This is a genomic window from Acididesulfobacillus acetoxydans (genome assembly GCF_902729405.1).
In the GTDB taxonomy this organism is placed as follows: Bacteria; Bacillota; Desulfitobacteriia; order Desulfitobacteriales; family Desulfitobacteriaceae; genus Acididesulfobacillus; species Acididesulfobacillus acetoxydans.
In genome coordinates this window covers 2342038-2363456 of the sequence record NZ_LR746496.1, presented here as the reverse complement: position 1 = coordinate 2363456, position 21419 = coordinate 2342038, and the positions used below count along the sequence as shown (strand labels likewise).

Genomic DNA, 21419 nt, shown 5'->3' with positions numbered 1-21419 from the left:
TTCCCTGCTGTTTATCCAATCGTAGGACTCCCACTTTCACCGGCTTCTACAAGCTTCATACGTGGGAGTCTTACCCCGTCGGGACCTGAATCTAGGAAAGTGTCATCCTTTCTACAAGCTCCATAAATGGGCGTGATACCCCCTATACCTTGCTTCTTCGATGGCGACAACTCCGCCCTCGGCCGTCATGACTGGACTATGGCGCACGAGTTCATAACATATTTCGAGTTACTTTTTCGTCAAATCCTTGGCGAGCTGTTCCGCTTTGGTCTGCATGTCTTTGGCCGCCTGTCCCGGTGTCTTTTGATTAGCCATAACGGCTTCAAGTTCCGGCCTCATGGCATCCCAAACCGCCCGCATCTCCGCCCGAATCGGCATGGGTGTGCCATGTTTCATTTGTTCAATCGACATTTTGATAAACGGATCACTGGTTATGGAAGAATCCTTAAGTGCCTCTGTCGTGGAGGGCATTTGCCCCATTTGCTGCGCAAAGTTTACTTGGAAGCCCTTGGAGGTCACAAACTCGAAGAACTTTTTTATGGCGTCTTTCACTTTGGGATCCTTCACGTTGGCCGATACGGAGAAACCTGTAGAGCCATAATACGGCGACCCATAGTTTCCTGTATCATCAACCTTGGGGAATAACGTTATGCCCAAGTTCTCGCCCAAGGTCTTGTGCATGTCACTGAAACACCAGGCTCCATCGATTAGTGTCGCGGCCTTTCCCTCTTTAAACAAGCCTTCCGCCACCTGTTGACTCTCTTGTTTAGGCATCACCTTGTAAACATACTTCAAATCATGCAAGTACTTAAACGCGCTTACCATCGCCGGAGTGTCAACGGTTATCTTGCCGCTGCTATCAAACACCTTGCCACCGAAAGCGCCTAAGAAAGGCACAAACCAGTAGGGTTCATTTTCGTTGGTCACCATCGCGTAAGTTTTTCCGTCATTATACTTTTTGGCCAAAGCGATAATATCATTAAAACTCTGCGGAGCTTTGGAAACCAACTTCTTATTATACAGTAAACTTAGATTGTTGCCATTGACTATCGGCACTGCCCATATGTCGTTACCAATCTTGACCGTATCCAGGATACCGGGATCAAATTTCTTCCAAAAGTCCTGCCCCATAAACTGATTGAGCGGGATGATGAGTTTACCCAGCGAAAGGGGCCCCATATTATCATTGGGCCCATAGATCAGCTCGGGGCCCTTTCCTGAGAGTACAGCCGTCTGGAACTGACTTCTCAAATCCTCTGTCTGATAATGCACCCGGTTGACCTTTATCCCCGGGTTCTCTTGTTCGAAGATCTTCATTTGTGCATCGAATGCCTTGCCAACGGGCTGTTCCATCTGTTCCCACAGATTAAGAGTAACCTGGGATCCGCTTGCCGCTGAGGTGGGCGTGGGCGCCTTACCTGATCCACAACCGCTGAGCAAAGTCGTGAGGGCTAAAATCAAAGCAACAATTCCCGCTAAGGCTTTAGTCTTACTTTTTGACATTCTGGTTCCTCCCCTTTTTTTGATAGGAATAGACAGTTCTGGCCTCTCCTTCACCTCCTTCGCAATCCCTACCTTGAGCCATCCAAATCTTAACTCATTGAGGGGCGCTCCTGCAACCGGTTGCATTTAGGGCGTGACGGTGCAACCGGTTGCACTTAGGTATATATTCGCTCTTTTTCTGCAATTCCCTTCCGGAAAATTCACTTGACTCACAAAAATTTAACCGGAGCCATTGAATTCCGCCGCACCAGTGAAACTTGAACAAAACAGTGCTCGGAAGTTGCCTGCTGCAGTTCTAACTGACTGAGCAGCAAACGCGCCGCCGTGGCTCCCAATTCATGCGCCTGAATCTCAACCGAGGAAAGCGGTGGGGTCATATGTTGGGCCAGGGGTGAGTTGTTAAAACTTACCAGAGATAGCTCCCGCGGCAGGTCCAAGCCGCGTTCACGGGCGGCCCGCATCACCCCGAAAGCCATAATGTCATCCATAGTTACCACAGCGGTCAAGTTTGGACGCCCATCCAACAGCTTTCCCGCCGCCCGGTACCCTTCTTCCTCCAAAAAGTCCGCGCTACAAACACACTCCGGGTCCCATGTTATGCCGCCGTCGGCCAAAGCCCGCTTGTATCCTTCCAGTCGGTCTTGGGATACGACAAAATTGGGTGGACCTGACATGAAACCGATAATTCGGTGACCCAACCGGATCAACTCCGCGGTCACCGACCGGCTGGCCTCGATGTTGTCATTATCCACCCAGGTCAACGGCAAATCCTCAAGCGGACGCCCGATCAAAACCTGGGGAAATCCCATCTCGGCCAGTTCTGCCAGGACTTTCTGGTCGGAACGGGAATAGAGAAAAATTATACCGTCCACCCGACGCTCTTTGACAACCCGCAGGGTCTCCCGATACTCGTCCTCGGCCGTAACCGGAGTGAGCAGGAGCAGGTCATAGCGTTGTTCGCTGGTCACGCCCCCGATTCCGCGAATCGCCTCCGGAAAAAAGGGATTTTGGAAAGCCAATTCCGCCGAGCTGGGCATAACAACGGCGATGGTGCGGGTCTGGGCATTCGCCAGGCTGCGTGCCACGGCATTTGGGAAGTAGCCCATCTCCTCCATTGCCTTGCGTACCACTTCCCGTGTCTCTTCGCTGATCAGGGGACTGTTGGCAATGACCCGGGAGACGGTCGAAGCCGAGACACCGACCTTCTTGGCAACATCCCGGATGGTAACCGTATGCTTCACCTTCGACCTCCTCCACCTCTTTTCACCCGCACCCCGACTCCTTTTTGTCAGCACTCACCCGTGGATAAGGCAACTTGCCTTGGTCAGCCCGATTGAATCGATCGCTCACTTGAGCGTTCGCGACCTCAGCCGCATTTTTTGGTCTCTCAAAAAAGTGCACGATCTGTGAGCGCAGAAATACAGCTTCACTTTACCCCCTCCATATTCAATCAGCGTCTTCCATTAACGCTTTAAAGCCCGGTAAGGCCCTCTCGATCGTTTGATAAGCCACACAATAGGCGATGCGGACATAACCCGGACAGCCGAAGGACTTACCCGGTACAATGAGAATATTTTTTTGCTTGGCCAGGCTACAGAATTTCACGTCATCATCTATTGGGCTCTTAACAAAGAGATAAAATGCGCCCTGCGGTTTAATGCATTGATAGCCGTAGGATAAGAGCCCGCCATAAAGGAGCTCGCGATTTTTGTTGTAGGCCTGAAGATCAACCTTAGCATCCAAGCATTTGGCCACAACGCGTTGGAACAGCGAAGGAGCGTTGACAAAACCTAAAATGCGCGTGGCAATGTTCGCGGCGGAAATAATATTTTCATAATCCTCGACTTCGTCCGGTATCACCAAGTAACCGATTCTTTCACCCGGCAGAGACAGAGATTTACTGAAAGAGTATCCGACGATGGTGTTAGCATAATACTTCGTCAGATACGGCACCTCGACCTGATCATAAGCAAGTTCCCGGTACGGTTCATCGGAAATGAGGTAAATATCGCTCCCAAACTCTTTTTGCTTCGCATTCAGTATTTTTGCCAGTCTCAGGATGGTCTCTTCCGAATAGACGACACCGGTTGGATTATTAGGTGAATTGATAAGCACTGCTTTCGTTCGGGGCGTAATTTTCTCTTGGCATTCTTCCAGGTTGGGCTGGAAATCTACGGTGTTGGGAGAGACCACTACCAATTCGCCCGCATAATTCCTGACATAGCTTCTGTATTCTCCAAAAAACGGGGCAAAGACGATGACCTCGTCCTTTGGGTTCAGCAAAGTTTTAAAAAGGACGTTCAATCCACCCGCCGCGCCCACGGTCATCACAATATTATTTTGGGTAAACGCCGTACCAAATCTGCCGTTGATTGACTCGGCGATGGCCGACCTCACCTCTTCATAACCCGAGTTGTTCATATATCCATGGATAGCGCTGGAGTTCTCGACATGCAATATCTCCAGAATCGCTTGTTTCACTTCGACCGGCGGTTCAACATTCGGGTTACCCAGGCTAAAGTCAAAGACATTTTCCGCTCCGTGGATTTCCGCCAGTCGTCTGCCTTCCTCAAACATGGCCCGAATGAGGGAACTGTTTTCCACCTGTTCTCGCATCTCACGTGATATCACGGCCATCCACCTTTCTTAAAGTCCTCTCGCTCTTTCTCTCAATTTCAGTTTTCTTACGGCAACGCAACCGAAAGCCCATGGATTTAATCATAGGATGAAGGCGGTTTTCTTAGTCTCTTTCTTTCCAAATATCTGCCCTAATGGAAATGCCCAAATCCTCAATCCAGCTAAATCATAGCCTAAAAATGCAGCCGGCGCAATATAAACCGGGGATACGCGAACATCCCGGTTATACAACCAGCCGCACAGTCCGCGGCCTTCGAGGGAAGAGCAAAAGCTCTTGTCAAGGTAGGCTGCTTGCTCTTATGCTTCATCAAAGTCACTATGAGAGTTGCGAATGCAACCGCAAACATCAGTGCTTCGAGCGCTTATTTTCGTTTTTCCCGACCCGGCTTGGCCAAAGCTTCCCGAAGCAGATCGCCCAGGTTATTGCCGATCGAACCACTGTCACTGTATTGAGATATGAGCTTCTGGTTCATCTGGCTCGCCCGCTTGGAGCTGGTAAACCCGAGGCTTTCCTTTTCCGGCTGCCGATGCCCGCAACTCCGGTCTTGGCAGACAAACATTTTACCCCGTTTGCCTTGGACCAGAAGCATATATTTGCCACAGACGGGACACTTCGTCTTGGAAATATTATCCGCCTTGTAGACGCTGTTGTCCGCGGCGACACTGCGTACCAGAGCTGCGGTATTCTCACGGATACCCCTGATGAAGGCCTGCCTGCTGCCCTTTCCCCGGGCAATATCAGTTAAGCTCTGCTCCCATTGGGCCGTGAGTTCCGGGCTTCTGAGTTCGGAAGCGACCAGACCGATGAGTTGAATGCCCTTTGCCGTGGGGACCAACTCCTTGCCATTGCGCTCAACATAGAAAGTGGAGATGAGTTTTTCGATGATCTCAGCCCGGGTCGCCGGGGTCCCCAAGCCCCCACCCTTAATGCTTTCCCGCAGTTCCTCGTCTTCAATAAATTTGCCCGGACTTTCCATGGCTGAGAGCAGGGTTGCTTCGGTGTAGCGGGCTGGGGGTTTGGTTTTCCCCTTCTGGGCTTTCAGGCTTTTGACCGTTCTCGCTTCACCCCGGCTTAGATTGGCCAGCGTCTGCTCAGGCAAACTCTCTTCTTTGCCCTCTTCCCGGTCCGCGAGTTGAAAAGCCACTGCCCGCCAGCCTAAATCCTTGACCAGCTTACCCCGGGCATAAAAACTTTCCTCTTTGATCCGGGTGACCAAGGTGAGTTGTTCAAAGCGGTAGGGTGGAGACAGCACGGCCAGAAAACGGCGGGCAATCAGATCGTAGAGGTTTCTTTCATCTCCCGTCAGATCTGTCAGGCGCAGGGGCTGCTCCGTGGGGATGAGAGCATGGTGGTCCGACACTTTGCTGTCGTCGACAAAGCGTTTCGAGGGAGTCAAAGGTTTTTGCAAGATCTGTTTCACCAAATCCGCATAAGGCCCGACAGCCATCCCTCTGAGCCTGGCAGGCAGCGTGGGTACGATATCTCTGGTAATATAACGGGAATCCGTACGGGGATAAGTGACGATCTTATGCCGCTCATACAAATTCTGAAGAACATTGAGGGTTCTTTGTGCGGAGAAAGCGTACCGCCGGTTGGCGTCCCTCTGAAGTTCCGTCAAATCGTAAGCCAGAGGAGCGGGTTCACTTTTATTTTCCCGGCGCAGTTCCACGATTTGGCCGGCCTGCCCCTGGAGTTTAGCCAGGAGTTCCTCCACTTGGGCATAGTCAAACAAGCGGTTGCCGTCTTGGCCGCGCCAATCGCCGAAATAATCACCAAAATCCGCCCGGATGGTCCAATAGTCCACAGGAACGAACTTCTTGATTTCTTCCTCTCTCTGCACCATCATGGCTAGGGTTGGGGTTTGCACCCGGCCCGCGTTGAGCTGCGCATTGAATTTACAAGTCAAGGCTCTGGTCACATTGAGCCCGATCAGCCAATCCGCCTCCGCCCGGCACACCGCCGCATCATAGAGGTTATTATACTCGGCACCCGGTTTTAAGCTGGCAAAACCTTCCCGGATGGCCGCGTCCGTTTGGGAAGAAATCCAGAGCCTTTTAAAGGGTTTTTTCCAGTTGCTCAGTTTCATAATCCAGCGGGCCACCAGCTCCCCTTCCCGCCCGGCATCCGTGGCAATCACCAGCTGGCTGATATCCTGACGTTTCATTAGGTGAGAGACGACCTGATACTGTTGTGACGTCTGGCGGATAACCTTCAGCTTCATATTTTCCGGCAACATGGGTAAATCTTCTAAACGCCATTGTTTGTATTTCTGATCATAGTCCTCAGGCTCGGCCAGAGTGACCAAATGCCCCAATGCCCAGGTCACGACATAGTTCGGCCCTTCCAGGTACCCTTTGTTCTTGGCCTGACAGTTAAGAACCCGGGCGATCTCCCGGGCCACGCTGGGTTTTTCTGTTAATACCAGTTGTTTCATGATGAACTCCCTACCTCATCGCGGTTTCTATTTGTCGAATAAGCCGCCTTTTTTGTATTTCTTGACCCCGGTTTGAGGGTTCCCCAGGCGTCCCTGACCACGCTGCCATCCTTTCTGACTCGCGCTCTTGCGTTTTTTGTCCTCAATGATTTTGAGCATCGCTTCCCGGGTTTGGTCGTCCATCGTTTATCCTCCTATTTCTTCACCCTGTCATGATGCTGTCCATGGCCTTTTCGCTTAACTTCCGAACGCCCATATCCTTAAAAAGATTCTCCTGCCATTTCGTATAGCCGAAAGGCTCCTTCATTCCTTCGCTTCTGACAACTTCAAACTCCAATATATAAGACCATAGTGGCTGAAAAGCCCCACTTAAGAGTCCCTGTCGGATAAAGAGCTTCGCCTGTGATTCTAAATGGATTTTCAGCTGCGTCTGGTGATCAAATAGTCGGTTCAAGCGACAGTTTATCCAAATAAAACTTTGGTTTACCACCTTATTCACTACGAACTCGCCAATTGTATTATAGAGAAATTCCCGAAGAATATCAAACATACCTTCCTCGTTCAGGGCAGAAGCCACAAGGCATGTCCACAAGGCATGGACCCTTTTAGCTTCTGCCGGGCTGCGCAGGAATCTTCCTTCCCTTCCGGAGAGTCCGCCGGTTGGACCTCAATGCCCCCCAGTCACCGCCAACGGAGGGTGAAAAGACTCGGCGACAGAAGCCCCGGGGATATCCCCGGGGCTCAAACTTGCTCAAAAGGAGCGCCGCACTGCCTTGTCCTAAGACTTTCGGGGAAGTTCCCCTCCGTCCCGCGCCAAGACTTCACCCGTCAACCGTGCCAGACTCCGGAAATACAGATTTTGGCTCCGGTCTGCCACTCGAGCCATACACGCAGGCAACCATTCCTGTGTCAAGCTTAAGACTTCATGCCAGAGCGCCATCAGATCCGGAGCTAAGCCATCCCCTTCGCTGAGACCGGTAACCACCTCATCAGCCAGAATAGCGAGGAAAGTCAGAAGCAGCAGCGCGTGTTCCGGTTCGTTTGGCCAGACGCCGGGGGTTCCGACTAGATACTCCCGCCAGTCAAAAGCAAAGCGGGCATACCAACCTTCGACAATTACCCGACGCCGGTTCAAGTCAGCCTCCCGCGGGAGATACGCGCCTGCCCCCAAAGGCACCATCGTCCCTTTCAAAGGCACCCTAAACAACCTCTCATACTCCGTTTGGGCGTCGGCGAGAAATTGAGGAAGCTCGGCGGGGTCCTGAACAATCCCAAGGACTTGTTTCAGACCATCCGACAGATTCCTTGACAGCCCCAAGTTTTCCACCACCACAATGAATGATGGGGAAAACACCTGTGCCAGCCATTCCTCAGCCGGCGGCCTGCCTAAAAATACGGCAGCCAAACCATAGAGAAGGCGCCTTCCCGACCATAACTCAATTTCTTGCCGAGCGAATTCCGGCTGTAACTCTGCCGTGAAGGATTCCAACAAGGGCTGTTCCCCACTGAAAGAGGTCCTGTTGATCCGGCTGAGCATCTTTCCATCTCCTTCAGGTGTTCCTTTTAAGACGACTGCGTTACGCAACGATCTTTAAATCCCCGTTCTTGACATTTACGGCCCGCAAACTCTCTGTAATCGCCGGCTGTCAGGGCTTCTTGTTGCCGGCACAGCCGAAACGGTTCATAGAACCGATTCGGCCGTCCTGCCCCTTTCGCAAGACTTCACCTTGTGTCTTCACCGCCGGTGTCACAAGAATGTGGTGCGGGCATCTGCCCTTGAACGGCGCTGATTCCGGTCCTTGCCCATTACCGCTCTTAGAGCTTACTGATGCCGGATCCGGCCGATCGCAAATCTTCACTGATCTCAGAGCTTGCTGATCTTAACCTTGGTGTCAAAATACGACGCCCCTCCGCCTACCGGATCTTCCAGACACGTTCCCCAGCCGCTGGCATCCTGCATATCCGGATCCAGACGCATCAGCGGATTGAGCCGTACCCCGCCGTTACGGGCATCATCCCCCCGGAGCGTTTGGCCGTCGACTTGCCAAGTGCCGGAACCGTAGTGCCAATGACCGAACGAATTGGTAAATGTGACCACCCCGGGCCGCACCCCCGGAAGACTGCGCGCTCTCCCCGTAATCCCCCGGGGATAACTGGCGGATGCCACCCTGATCCAATCCCCGTCCGCGATACCCAAGCGTTGGGCGTCCGCGTCGTTGAGCTCGATAAAGTTCTCCTGCAGAAGTTCCAACAGCCAGGGATCATTGATGGTACGGGATTGGGTGTGAATCGGCAGCTTGTACGTGGTCAGATGGAAGTTGAATTCTTTTGAAGGATCGATATTATCCAGCAGACGCCCTTTCATTGTCCGCTGAGGCAGCGCAATGCCCGTGCCATGAAATACTTCGCCGCTGATCGCGTTGTGGGTGCTCCCTACAGCCTCATTGTAAATTTGCAGCAGGTTCTTGGCACTGCCGTAGCGATGGGTGAGCCAGCCGGGTTTTTCGCCCAGGTAAGCCAGCCCATAATCCTCAAAGCGTCCGCCCCGGGCCATGACATAGGCCACTTTCCGCCACTGGGCTTCGGTCAAAACAGAGCCGAACTGCTTCTGCCAGCTTGCCACACTCTTCATTTCCGCGGCCGTGGCATCGGGCACGGGACCCATCTTGGCCGGCAACCCCTGAGAATCAAGCTGAAGATAAGTGCCGGTATCATAGGCGACGTTGGCGATCATGCGCAAATAGAAGTCTTCCCGCCGGTGCAGGCTTCCCCCGTCCATAAAGGCATTCTTGCCAAAACCCGGCATGCCTAACTTCTCCGCCACGTCGATATAATACGTTTCAAAGCACATGGGCCGTCCGTCCTTGGTCTTGGCCATCAGGGGATCTACGACCGGCTGGCGGATTCCGATCACAGACGTGGGTGTCGTGGGAAATCCCGGCAAAGCCCCCCAGGCTTCCAGAAAAGTGCTGTCCGGAACGATATAGTCGGCATACATGGATGTTTCGGAAAGGACGATGTCATCGGTGATAAAGAGCGGCACTTTGTTCAGATCTTTGATCATACGGAACCAGGGAAGTTTCTCGTCGTCCGCGCCACCCATGCCGGGTGGTGCCGAATAGGCTGGATTTCCCATGTGTTGGTAGACGATTTTGGCAGGGTAAGGATACTCATCCCATATTCCGCCGAAGATTTCATGCCAAATGCCAAAGCCGAAGGGATACCAGGGGCGCTTGGCGGGGAAAGGAGAGCGGCCTTTGTCTTCAAGTTCCTTGTAGTAGCTGGTCTTTTCGTAAAAAGCCCCTTCTCGCGAGATTTTGGCCCCGTTCGGAACACCTTTGGGCTGGTTGGGCCATTTGCCCAAAGGAAATGGAGAGGTGGGTTTAGTCCCCATAAAATCAGCCGTACCTCCGCCCGCCATATACCCTCCCACCCAGTCAATGTTGCCAATGAGGAAATTAAGGGTCATGATCGAGCGCCCGTTGTAGAACCCATTGGTGTGCATAGCCGGTCCGCGATAAAAATCGGCCACCGCCTTCTTACCGTGAGAGGTGAACTCCCGGGCCAAATCCGTGATCACCCGGCTGCTCACCCCGGCGAGTTTGGCATAATCCGCCAAAGTGTGCTCCTGTGCCGTTTGGCAGAGGATCTGCATGGCTGTGAGGCAGCTCACCCCGCCGACCGTCGTCGGTTTTACTTCCAGATCCCCCTGGGGCCAGAGAAGACCCTGATCCACCGTATCAAACACTGCCGGCTGACCGCCCGCGTCAATCACCACATATTTATCGGCGTCAGTGGAACCGGCAGCCGCCAGACCGACGTCAGCGGCCCGGGCAAATTTGTGCGCCTTAGGATGAGACGGATCGCTGATCACAAGGTAGGACGCGTTGGCATAGTTCGGCTCCCCCTGAGTCTCAGCCGCCTTCAAAGTGGTATTCATCAGGAAGCGGCTGTCATAGCGGTGATTCTCCAGAATCCAGCGAACCATCCCCATGGCCAGGGCTCCGTCCCCGCCCGGCTTTACTGTAATGAAACGGTCCGCGTGGGCCACGCCCGCCGTGGCCGAAACATCCACCAGGACGAACTTCAGGCCCCGGGACGAAGCGGCCGCAATCTTCCGGGCCAAAGCCTGCATGGGGAAATTGGCGGTATAAATTCCGGCCCCAAACCAAATAACGAATTCTGAGTTGGCAATATCCGGCTTTAACATGGCCACCGCCCCATTCAAGGACTGCTGGGTGGCGACATGGTGATTCAGCTCGCAGATCCCCACGTGCGGCAGAGCGTTGACACTGCCGAAAGCGGCGGCGAAACGCTGGATAAAGGTGTTTTGACCCACTTCGGCCCGTCCCCAATACGCCACCAGTTGATTGGTCTGAGGACCCATATCCGGGTGCGCCGGGTCTGCGGGAGTGAACCGCCCCCGGCCTTGGTTCCAGAGTTGGGCAAACCCGTCCACCTGGCGCTTTTCCTCCCCTGGCACGTCCTTAAAGAGAAGTCCGCCCTTGACCGTCTCCTCCACCAACTGCTCCCAGGAGATCGTTTTAAACTTGCCAGAACCGCGCGGTCCCGTCCGTTTCAGGGGCTGAAGAACCCGGTAGGGATCATAGAGCGTCTGGGCTCCCGCCTGCCCGCGGGCGCAGAGCGAGTGGGGGATTTTGGCCCCCAGGGCCTCTTGAGGATCCGCGGCGTAGGGGAGTTGAGGCTCCGTCGAATTAGGGTGGTAAGGATTGCCGTCCAATTTCAAAAGGACATTGTTAAACACCCTGGCCTCCAGTCCACAGTCCGAACGGCACTGCCGGCAAACCGAATAGCGCACATCCACCCCGGGCCAGGATTCAATTCGCTGTGGGTAGACATATTGACCGCGTCGCTTCACTACGTCGGGCAGCCAGGGCATACTGCCCCATAGCCCTCCCAGCAAAGAACCACCCAAGGCGACGCCTTTTAAAAATGTCCGTCTTTGCATGTTTAAATTATCGCTCATCGCTGCTTCCCTCCGTTTCACTCCGATTTGCTGACTCAAGGCTACCGGCATCGCTCGTCAAAACACTATTTCTATAAAACACTATTTCTATAAACAAGGATTCTAAGCATCTTCGTCTGGAGAAGATCCCGGTCGTCAAAACAACTTTAGTTTAAAATAGCCTTAGTCTCTCACGGAACCTGACGCCCGGCTGCTTTCGCCGCCTGTTCTCTCACTCTAAGGCGATTCCCCAACGCCAACCTTTGCCTGAGCGCCTGGTCATCCCAAGGAAAAACGTTCATAACGACCAAAAAGACAAAGAGAATCAACATAAACATTCCGAAAACCACCTGCACCGAACCCCTTCCAAACAAGGCTGGGGTATAGAGAACAAGCCCCTGGGAGGCTTTGGCTTGGAGTTGCCCGCCTATAACCACGTTGTAACGCATGAAGAAAACGCTGACGAGCACGAGGAGGGAAGTCAGGGAAGCGAGCAAAGCCGATCGCCGAATTTGAGGCAGAAAGGCCAGGATCAACGCCAAGACCAAAAGTCCGACTTGCCCGAACCAATAAGCTCCCGCCAAAGGGCCGTGCAGGAAAACCTGGGCAAATCCTTGACCCGTGGCCGCGTCCGCATAGGCCGTGGGAGCAGAGTTCAAGACGTCGACAATATCTAAGAACAGATCGACCAACATTACCCAGGTCATGATCTTCATCAAGCCGTTGGTCAGGCTCACGTCGACTTGCCGCTCCCGTGAAAAATAACGGAAGGTTAGAGTATAGACAACTATCATAAGAGCGATACCCGAGAGAATAGCGGAAGTGATGAACATCGGCATCATCAAAGCGTTATGCCAGAGAGGACGAGCTTTAATCGCCCCGAAGATAAAGCCGATGTAACCGTGAAAGGCGAAGGCCAGAAAAATCCCCGTCCCGGCTAAACCCACCTGCCATTTGTGCTCCTTGGACTGCCGCCGTTCGGAAGTATCCGTGGAACCCAGGGCGAGCACCCGATAAAGTCCGGCCCGCCAGCCGGTCTCAACTGCTGCCAGCCGGCAAAAGTCCACCCTGAAAGCCAAATACATCTCTGCCAGAACCAAGAGCAAATACGCCGTCCAAATCATTGTAAAAAGTCCCATCGGCGCCCAGGGCAGGTGCGGTCTGGTGAACAGTTCCCACCAGCGGGAGGGCTGCCGAGCGTCAGCGAGCGGACCCACCGGCGCAAACAGAATAAAGGCGAAGGTTACAAGCAGGGATAATTTGGTCAAGGGCTCATACTGCTTTTGTCCGAATACTTTGGATAGGGAGCCAACGATAAATGAGCCCGCTATCAGACCGGAAATATAGGGATACGCCACAATCGGCAACGTCCAGTAAACCTGTTCCAGTCCCATGCATTTCCTCTCCTTCTCGTTAATTTAAGGGCTGTCCTCGGGAGAACCCACACAGAGCAACGCGGCACCGTCCGGAAAAGTCTCACCTCAATACCCTGGAACTTCTGACTCCCGGAACCCCCAACTCCAGGATTTAAAACTTCCAGGACTTCGAACTCCAGTAATCTCCATACCCAGTAATCTTAATCTCCCGGAGCTTCAAACTATTTACGCGGAGCATTCAGCTTCCGGTAAGCTGTCGAATTGGTATTCATGGCATAGGTGTAAACCAGCCGCTCGCTTGCCGAGTTATCAGACGTACTCAGTTCCCCGTCCAGGCCGATATAAAAAACTTGTGGTTGGGTGCCGACTTCCGGTTTGCGCACCTGCACCGGGTAATGGGCCAGCAGTTGGGAAACCTCGCTCTCGGGATCGAGCAGATCCCCAAAAACGCGCGCCCGGCCGACACAGGTCGTGACACAGGCCGGCAGCAGGCCGGCGTCAATCCGCTCCACACATAAAGTACATTTGTCCGCGGTATGGGAAATCGGGTTAAGGTAACGGGCATCGTAAGGACAGGCATTGACACAGGTGCCGCAACCGATGCAGAGGCGCGGATCGACGAGCACCGGACCGTCGGCGCGCTTAAAAGTAGCTTTGACCGGACAGACGGTGACACAGGGGGGATTGTCACAGTGATTGCAGAGCTTGGGAATATTGCGCACTTTGACTTCTTGCACATAACTTCCCTCATCGGTCACCACATCCCCGGCGGCAGCCGCCACAGTCCGGCCGATTTGCCCCACATCCACCCAAGTACGGTAACTTCCCACCGGAATGTTGTTCTCGCTTTTGCAGGCGACGACACAGGATTGGCAGCCGGTGCATTTACGCAGATCGACAACAATGGCCCAATGGTGTTTCGGCCGCGCCGCCTTGATCTGAGCGAAATTATCATGGTAAATGGGCAGTTTGGCCGGGTTCAGCAGGCGGTTCCAATCCTGCCAGCCGTCTGCCTTATTGAGATCCGGATCGGCATAGCCTTGCCAAGTCAGGGCATCACCGTCCGTCTGAATCATCCCGCCGGGCTGACTTTCTCCCCCTGACTGCCCTGCGGCCAAAGCTTTACCGATACCCAGAGCACCAAAAGCACCGGCAGTCCCTAACACCCCGCCCAGGGTGAGAGCCTTTTTCAGAAATCCCCGCCGATCCGGAACCTTGTCGTCTTCTTGTTTAACCGGTTTTTCCTTTTCAGCCATTGTGATCACCTTCCCCATTATAAAACGTCCTTTGGGTCCCATACCTTAACATCCGTGTCCGGTAGTCTGGCGTCCTCGCGCTGGATCCGGAGTCTATAATTTTAGGTCGGAGTCCTATAATTTATTTTAAAGAGTTGACCGCTAAATTTTAATCCGGCAATTCCTCTAACTTCACCGACCTTCGGATCAGGGAAAAACCCTGATAGCACACTTTAACTATCAGGGTTTTCAATCAATCGCAAGTTGTTCAACTTGAGTTGAATGAGTTCACTCCCGAGCCGCTCCCCCGGGCAGAAGACCATGCTGCACGGCATAGCGAACTAACTCGGAACGCCCTTTCAGCCCCAGTTTGTCCTTGACATGGGCTTTGTGACTCTCGACCGTTTTAATGCTGATGACCAGGCTCTCGGCGATTTGACGGTTGGTATACCCCATGGCCACCCGTTTCAAAACTTCTCGTTCCCGCTCACTTAGGCTTTCCACCTGTGCCTGATTCTGTTTGCTCTGCGGCTGCGGAAAAGCCTGACGTACCAAAATACCGCTCAAAGCCTGGTCCACGTAAGTCCGCCCCTGGGCCACCGTCCGAATGGCTGCCAGGAGTTCCACATCGGCGGCCCTCTTCAGAATATAACCGCTCGCTCCCAAGGATAGGACCCGCTTCACATATTCCTCATCATCGTGCATCGTCAGCACCAGGACCTTCAGGCTGGGATGGCCGGCCGCCAGCGTTTCTAATACCTGCAGCCCATCAACTCCGGGCATGCTCAGATCCAGAAGCAGGACATCCGGCCGGAGGCGGTCCGCCTGTACAAGCGTTTCCTGCCCTTCGCCGGCTTCTCCAACCACTTCCATGTCCGCCTGGGCATTCAGCATAAGTTTCAACCCACTGCGCAGAACCATGTGATCATCCGCCAACAAGATCCGGGTCTTCGCCACTTTGTTTCCCTCCTTCACTCTCCGGAAGAGGCACATCAAAATACAGGGTCGTCCCTTCACCCGGCTCGGACTCGATCGTCATATGGCCCTCGACCAACGCCATGCGCTCCTGCATACCAAAGAGACCCAGTTTTCTTTCAGCCGATGCCGCCGTCTTCAGGCGCTCCGGCTCGAAACCGCACCCGTCATCTTCCACAATCGCCAATATCCGCTTTTCCCTCCGTTCCAAAATGACACTGACATTCTTGGCCCGGGCATGCTTGGCTGCGTTGGTAATTCCCTCCTGGATCACCCGAAAGAGCGTGTTTTCCAGTTCCGGTGACAAGCGCTCCCCCTCGGCAAAGCCATCCAAGTGTAAATCAATATCCAGGGCATAGCGTTCGGCACTCTCCCGGCAATAACGCTGTAACCCCGCCGGCAGCCCCAGGTCATCCAGAACGCGCGGACGCAATTCAAGAGCCAGGTTATGCACTTCTTCCAAAATCCCGTCTGTCTGCGCGCGCAGCCCGGCGATATTCCTGCGCACTGCCGCCATGTCCGGCGCGGCTTCCGCATTCTTCAGGCCCACCATGAGAGAGGTGAGGGATTGACTCGTCTGATCGTGCAGCTCACGGGCGATGCGGTGCCTCTCCTCCTCCTGGGCCGTGATCAGGCGGCCTAAGAGATAAGAGCGCATTTCTTCTTTACGTTTAAGTTCTTCCGAAACCCGCTGTAATTCTTGGTTCCGTTCCAATAGTTCCCGGCTGAAAGCGCGGACTTTTTGGTGATAATCCTGCAGGCTATCCATCATCTGATTGAAAGTCAGGCCCAGCTGCCCGATCTCATCCTGGGCCCAGTCCAAAGACACCCTGCATTCCAGATTACCTTCCCCAATAGAGCGGGCCGCCCGGACCAGCGCCAGAATCGGACGGCTGAGCAGGACCGTGAGCACCCACGCCGCCAGCAAGCCCAGACCGGCTGCCACAAGAACGGTGAGGAGCAAGCGGTGGATAAGACCTCCCACCGTGGACCAGAGGGTTTTCTCCGAAAGCCCCAGACGAACCGTACCGGCCCTTCCTTCGTCCGCCGGCACAGCGATATCGTGAATCAAACCGTCTTCCGTCCTCAACAGCTGAAGATGATCCCGCGCCGAGGGGTCCACCCGGTTAGCCGTCAGGAGCCTCACGGGAACTCCTTGGCCAAAGGAACTGATCAAGACCCGGCCATTCGGACTGAGAATAAAGACGTAGCGTACATCCTTGTTGTATTTCAGAGTCTCCTCTACCAGCTGGTAGAGACCAAAAACGTTGTTGGTGTAGATATAATCGACACTGCTGGCCGCCACATCCTGGGCCGCCGAGATTCCCTGACTATCCAACTGCCGGCGGAAGGTCGCCACCGCAGACTGTCTGACTTGCCAAATAGCTATGCCGCCGAAAATCAGAACTACGAGCAGGATGATGCCCATAACTTTAAAACGCAGACCGACCAGGTTGAACAAAAACTTCACTATGCGGCGCAGGGTACCCATCACCCGCCCCGTCACGGAGCACCGGCCGCCTTGGCCAAGGCACGTACACTGTCATAGAGGGAATCTTTGACAGTGACAAAACGCTGAATGTGCAATTTGGCCAGGATTTTTCTGCCCGAGCTATTCTCATTCATCCGGAGAAGGATCATTTGAATTTTTTTCTTCAGCTGGGGATCCAGGTCCGCGCGTACGACAATCGGCGGCATCCCATAGGGCGGCGAAACCCGAATGACTCTTACTTTAGCCACCGATGCCGGACTGCTGCTGCGCAGGTAGTCATAGACCGTACTATCCACGGAGGCCCCGTCGGCCAAGCCATCCGCCACCGCCAGAATGGCATAGTCATGGCTGTAGGTATAGAAGTATTTGGCAAAAAACTCGTCCGGAGTGGAGCCCAAAGCCTTCACCAGGGAAAGGGGATACATGGTCCCCGTATTGGACATGGGATCGGTAAAAGCGAAAACCTTCCCCCGCAGCTGTGAGAAGGAGGTGATGCTGCTGTTTTTGTTCACAATGACGTCGGCGTGATACGTCGTTTGTCCGTGGATTACCGGAGCCGCCAGAAGCTCCATCCCGAATTCCGCATGCCCGGCCACATAGGCATAAGTACAGACGAAGGCGACATCGGCCGACCCTGCCCGCACCAAATCATTCGCTTCCGCGTAAGTTTTCCGCTGGATAATATCGATGGGCCGGCCCAACTGCCGGCCCAGATAATTCAGCATGGCATCGTAATAGACCCGCGATTCCTGGGGCGAGGTGATGGAAGCCAGGACAACCCGGACAGGATCTTGCCGTGTAGCTTTTCCCGTTCGGGACGCAATGCTCATGGGCCCCTGCAAAGACACCCATGGCAGAGCCGGCCCCTGAGAGCAAGCCGTGAGGAGGAACGAGGATAAGAGAAGCAACAGCGCCAACAGGGCAAATTTGCGTTGGCAAACCCTGAAGCGGGTTGTTTTCGGCGTTTGTCCTCTTTCTTTTGTTCTGGCCATGTCAGTCGTTCTTTCCTTTCCTTGGCAAGGCTTCATCGTCCAAAGTACAAGCTTTCTATCCAAATATCATAACCTTATTTTAGACCGGTTTGCAAAAATAGCAATCAGCCAATAATTTCCGACTATTTCTCCGAACCCGCGTACACTACGGACGCGTAACGCGACAGCTTTCGGGCAGCCTTGATGGCTGCACCCTTACTTCTTTTCAGGTGAGGCTAGGCGGCTGCCCTTCTGGGGGTGAGGCCACGTGAGCTGACTTTCCGATCCGGCGCCCAAGCAAAAGGAGGCCGCCTTTTAACATGGCTTGCGATTCATCCCCCGTCCTCTATAGGCCTCTATAGGCGGGGGATGAATCGCTATGGACATTCACGAAAAAGCCTATAGTATTTGGAAAGTTATTCTGGTATAATATAATCAGTCGTATATAGAGTAGAGGGCTGATTATATGCAGAACCTTGATAACAATAATCACTCAGTATTCTTACTGACTTATCATCTGATCATGGTGATTAAGTACCGCCGAGAGGTCATTGATGATACGATAGCCATTCGTATCCGAGAGATCGGAGAAATCATCGGTCAGAACTACCACGTTACCTTTCTGGAATACAATTATAATCGAGATCACGTCCACATCTTATTCAAAGCGCATCCTAATTCGGAGTTATCGAAGTACATTAATGCTTTCAAAAGCGCGTCATCCCGATTGGTCAAGAAGGAATTTCCTCAAGTTCGGCCCCAACTCTGGAAGGAGTATTTCTGGTCTCAAAGCTTTTGTCTGCTAACAACGGGTGGAGCCCCCTTAGAAACCCTGAAAAAGTATATTGAATCTCAAGGAGAAAAGAGGTGAGACGATGCATTGTGTACCGATATGAGATATACCCCTCCCGCGAACAGGAACAGAAGATGTTCTATACCCTGAAACTTTGCCGTCATCTTGATAACGCTGCGTTGGAACAAAGAGAAACTTGTTACCATCAAAGGGGCAAATCCTTGTCCTACACCTCACAACAGAATGAACTGCCAGCGATGAAGAGAGAATTGCCTGAATACGAAGAAATTCAGAGCCAAGTTTTACAAGATGCGCTGCGTCGACTAGAGGATGCTTTCAAACGGTTTTTCAGCGGTCTTGCCGGATATCCACATTACAAAGACCGGGACCACTACACTTCATTCAGTTATCCGCAAGTGGATAATGTCAAGAAGACGTTCAGCAGACCGGGTTGTATTTACTTGTCAAAAATAGGCTTTATTAAGATGAACGTTCACCGAGAGTTTCCGGCCCAGGCTATTTCGCGGGTCAATGTCAAATACCATGGCGGCAAGTGGTACGCTAATCTAACCACTGAAATACCAGAGGCCGAGCCGGTAGAAAATGCCATGAAAGCAGTGGGCATTGATCGCGGCATCAACCATTTTGCGGTTTTGTCTGACGAAACGTATATCGACAACCCGAAGTACTTCCGCAAAACAGAGAAAAAACTTGCCAAGGAACAGCGCAGGCTTTCCCGCAAAAAGAAAGGTTCACACAACCGAGGGAAGGCCAAAGCGAAGGTCGCCAAAGTACACGCCAAAATCGCCAACCAACGCAGGGACTTTCTCCACAAGGCAAGTGCTCAAATCGTCAAGAACCATGACCTTATTATCATGGAGAATCTAACGATAAAAAACATGATCCGAAATCACAAACTCGCCAAGAGCATCCAAGATGCCGGATGGGGGAAATTCGGAGACTACATTGAGTACAAAAGTTTACGCCAGGGGAAACGACACGTTCTAGTTGACCCCAAGGGCACATCGCAAACCTGCTTATGTGGAGCGCATGTCCCCAAAGACCTCAGTGTCCGTCTCCATGAGTGCCCGGTGGCGGACTAGAGATGGATCGGGATCTAGTGAGTGCTAAACTCATCTTAGAGCGTGGACTGAGTGCCATGGCCTAAACATAGATTTTCTGTAGGGTGGGAACCGCCCGAAGTTACGCCTGTGGAAATTGTGTAAGCCCTCATCCAGCACTGAGAAACCTTGAGTGCTGGACGAGGGCAACGGTTGATGAAACAAAAGATACGTGGTTGGGCTAAGCTCAGGTAATGGATGCCTGATAGATCTTTTGGATGGAATCAGACAGCACGGCATTAAATTCTGCCTCAGACTGCGCGGCCGTCAGGCCTTCCGAGAGGGCGCGGGAAAAACTCGCGATCAGGCCCGGATTGAGCGCCAACTTCTGAGCAGCCTCATCCCGGCTGTAGCCGCCGGACAACGCCACCACGCGCAGGACGCGAGGATGGGCGATGAGATCCGAGTAGAGATTGGCCTTAGTCGGAATCGAAAGTTTAAGCATGACACTGACGTCCCCGGGCAGAACATCCAGATGCCGCAAGATTTCAGCTTTGAGCAGCCGCTCCGACTCCGCCTTATCGGCACTGAGGATGTCGACCTCCGGTTCGATAATCGGTACGAGCCCGGCTGCGGCAATGCGCCGACCGTATTCGAACTGCTGATCGACGATCCGTTTGATGCCATTGGGGTCTGCACTCTTGATGACAGAACGCATCTTCGTACCGAACATTTTGCGTGCGACCGCTCTCTTGAGTAAGTCATCCAGATCGGCAATAGGTTTCATCATCTGTACACCGTCGCTGAGCGGAGCCAGGCCCTTATCTACCTTCAGAAAAGAGAGGATCCCTTTCTTCTCCCAGAGATAATCACCGGTCAGCATCCCTTCAATGGAACGGTCCATGGTCTGTTCGAAAAGAATCGCGCCCAATATGTATTCGGACGTGAAGGCCGGGCTGGTGATTATCCGGGTCCTCATCGCGTGGACGAGATTGAACATCTCCTCCTCACCCGAGTATGAATCTCTGGGTATCCCATACAGTTCCAAAGCCTTGGGGGTGCTGCCGCCGCTTTGATCCAGCGCTGCAATAAACCCCTTCCCGTGGCGCATTCTCTCCGCTTGCTTGCTATCCATGTCATATCCCCTTTCCTGAAATATCGGATCCATGGCTGCTTATCCATGGTTTCCTATCCACACTTGCTCCTACACGCCTGTTTGGGTCCGAAAACGCAAATACGCTCTTAGCCAAAGTATACCACATTCTGGCTGACTTTCCCACTTTGAGCTTCTTGAGTTTTTTGGTTAAGGCAGCGCTTAGCCGCTCCACAGGTTGACTACAGGTGTTACCCAAAGGTTTGGCGCGGCAGCGAAACCGTCAAGTACGCAGCTTTTTTCTCTTGACGTTTACGTTAACTGGTGGCAGAATATTCTTATCGTGAGGAGCCAGCTGTCTACCCCCCTGCGACACATCCAGCCATCATCATCATCCGGTGCCTATTGGCCTGACCGAAAGGCAGTGAATTGGAAAGGAGATCCGTCACTTGAGCAAACACCAACCGCCCATAACCATTTCCGAGCTTGCCCAAGAATTCATGCTCACCCCCAGGACCATCCGCTATTACGAAGAAGTGGGACTCATCACCCCGCTCAATCAAGAGAAAGTGAACCAGCGGCTCTACGGTCCGCGGGAAAGGACTCGCCTGAAACTCATTCTGCGCGGCAAAAAGCTCGGTTTTTCCCTGGCCGAAATCAAAGAAATGATCGACCTTTATGACGAGGATCGCAGCGAGCGCCTTCAGCTTGAACGCACCGTGGCCTACGGCGAACGGCGGCTGCAGGAAATTGAGGAGAAGATCCAAGAGCTTATCCTCATCCGGGAGGAGCTTTTGGACTACCACAAAAAATTTTGCGCTAAGCTGGACGAACTCAGGAGCCAAAGCGCTCCGGAGCAACCAAAACAGCCTTAAAATCACA

The 21419-nt window shown here is 53.2% G+C and carries 17 protein-coding genes; 3 read left to right on the top strand and 14 right to left on the bottom strand.

The window, feature by feature from the left end; translation table 11 throughout:
* Positions 1–228 precede the first annotated feature (228 nt).
* The 13 genes from MNU25_RS10390 to MNU25_RS10330 all read right to left on the bottom strand — a co-directional run bounded on the left by MNU25_RS10390 (position 229) and on the right by MNU25_RS10330 (position 17611).
* On the bottom strand, positions 229–1503 hold the full coding sequence (locus MNU25_RS10390) for a sugar ABC transporter substrate-binding protein (protein ID WP_240985001.1): 1275 nt from the start codon (positions 1501–1503) through the stop codon (positions 229–231).
* A gap of 209 nt (positions 1504–1712) precedes the next feature.
* A complete protein-coding gene (locus MNU25_RS10385) occupies positions 1713–2744 on the bottom strand; it encodes a LacI family DNA-binding transcriptional regulator (protein WP_240985000.1) in 1032 nt (343 codons plus the stop codon).
* Positions 2745–2949: 205 nt separating this feature from the next.
* Positions 2950–4134 (bottom strand): pyridoxal phosphate-dependent aminotransferase, encoded by a 1185-nt coding sequence (locus tag MNU25_RS10380; protein ID WP_240984999.1) that lies wholly within the window; start codon positions 4132–4134, stop codon positions 2950–2952.
* A 368-nt stretch (positions 4135–4502) separates the two neighbouring features.
* Positions 4503–6575: a DNA topoisomerase III gene (locus MNU25_RS10375; RefSeq protein WP_240984998.1), complete on the bottom strand. Its 2073-nt coding sequence runs from the start codon at positions 6573–6575 to the stop codon at positions 4503–4505.
* A gap of 27 nt (positions 6576–6602) precedes the next feature.
* Positions 6603–6758, bottom strand: a complete 156-nt coding sequence (locus MNU25_RS10370; RefSeq protein ID WP_240984997.1) for a hypothetical protein — start codon at positions 6756–6758, stop codon at positions 6603–6605.
* A 19-nt stretch (positions 6759–6777) separates the two neighbouring features.
* Entirely contained in the window at positions 6778–7125 is a 348-nt protein-coding gene (locus MNU25_RS10365; RefSeq protein ID WP_240984996.1) for a hypothetical protein, read from the bottom strand.
* Between the two features lie 228 nt (positions 7126–7353).
* Entirely contained in the window at positions 7354–8112 is a 759-nt protein-coding gene (locus MNU25_RS10360) for a hypothetical protein (protein WP_240984995.1), read from the bottom strand.
* Positions 8113–8439: 327 nt separating this feature from the next.
* Entirely contained in the window at positions 8440–11562 is a 3123-nt protein-coding gene (locus MNU25_RS10355) for a molybdopterin-dependent oxidoreductase (protein WP_240984994.1), read from the bottom strand.
* A 170-nt stretch (positions 11563–11732) separates the two neighbouring features.
* Entirely contained in the window at positions 11733–12935 is a 1203-nt protein-coding gene (gene nrfD, locus MNU25_RS10350) for an NrfD/PsrC family molybdoenzyme membrane anchor subunit (protein ID WP_240984993.1), read from the bottom strand.
* A 203-nt stretch (positions 12936–13138) separates the two neighbouring features.
* Positions 13139–14173: a 4Fe-4S dicluster domain-containing protein gene (locus MNU25_RS20530; RefSeq protein WP_372503567.1), complete on the bottom strand. Its 1035-nt coding sequence runs from the start codon at positions 14171–14173 to the stop codon at positions 13139–13141.
* A gap of 267 nt (positions 14174–14440) precedes the next feature.
* Positions 14441–15109, bottom strand: coding sequence for a response regulator (locus MNU25_RS10340; RefSeq protein ID WP_372503565.1), 669 nt, complete (start codon positions 15107–15109; stop codon positions 14441–14443).
* The gene (locus MNU25_RS10335; protein ID WP_240984991.1) at positions 15078–16634 is read right to left on the bottom strand and encodes a sensor histidine kinase; all 1557 of its coding nucleotides are present in this window, start codon (positions 16632–16634) and stop codon (positions 15078–15080) included. Before MNU25_RS10335 ends, MNU25_RS10340 begins: the two co-directional genes overlap by 32 nt.
* Positions 16631–17611, bottom strand: coding sequence for a substrate-binding domain-containing protein (locus MNU25_RS10330; protein WP_240984990.1), 981 nt, complete (start codon positions 17609–17611; stop codon positions 16631–16633). Before MNU25_RS10330 ends, MNU25_RS10335 begins: the two co-directional genes overlap by 4 nt.
* A 445-nt stretch (positions 17612–18056) precedes the next feature.
* Here MNU25_RS10330 and tnpA point away from each other — a divergent pair, with 445 nt between their 5' ends.
* Both tnpA and MNU25_RS10320 read left to right on the top strand, forming a co-directional pair.
* Positions 18057–18461 carry an IS200/IS605 family transposase gene (tnpA, locus tag MNU25_RS10325; protein WP_240984989.1) on the top strand — a complete coding sequence of 135 codons (405 nt, stop codon included), beginning with the start codon at positions 18057–18059 and terminating at the stop codon, positions 18459–18461.
* A complete protein-coding gene (locus tag MNU25_RS10320) occupies positions 18458–19486 on the top strand; it encodes an RNA-guided endonuclease InsQ/TnpB family protein (protein ID WP_240984988.1) in 1029 nt (342 codons plus the stop codon). The genes tnpA and MNU25_RS10320 overlap by 4 nt, the downstream gene beginning before the upstream one ends.
* A 205-nt stretch (positions 19487–19691) precedes the next feature.
* Here MNU25_RS10320 and MNU25_RS10315 read toward each other — a convergent pair whose 3' ends face one another.
* Positions 19692–20579, bottom strand: coding sequence for a fructose bisphosphate aldolase (locus MNU25_RS10315; RefSeq protein WP_240984987.1), 888 nt, complete (start codon positions 20577–20579; stop codon positions 19692–19694).
* A gap of 407 nt (positions 20580–20986) precedes the next feature.
* Here MNU25_RS10315 and MNU25_RS10310 point away from each other — a divergent pair, with 407 nt between their 5' ends.
* The gene (locus tag MNU25_RS10310; RefSeq protein WP_240984986.1) at positions 20987–21412 is read left to right on the top strand and encodes a MerR family transcriptional regulator; all 426 of its coding nucleotides are present in this window, start codon (positions 20987–20989) and stop codon (positions 21410–21412) included.
* The last annotated feature ends 7 nt before the right edge of the window (positions 21413–21419 follow it).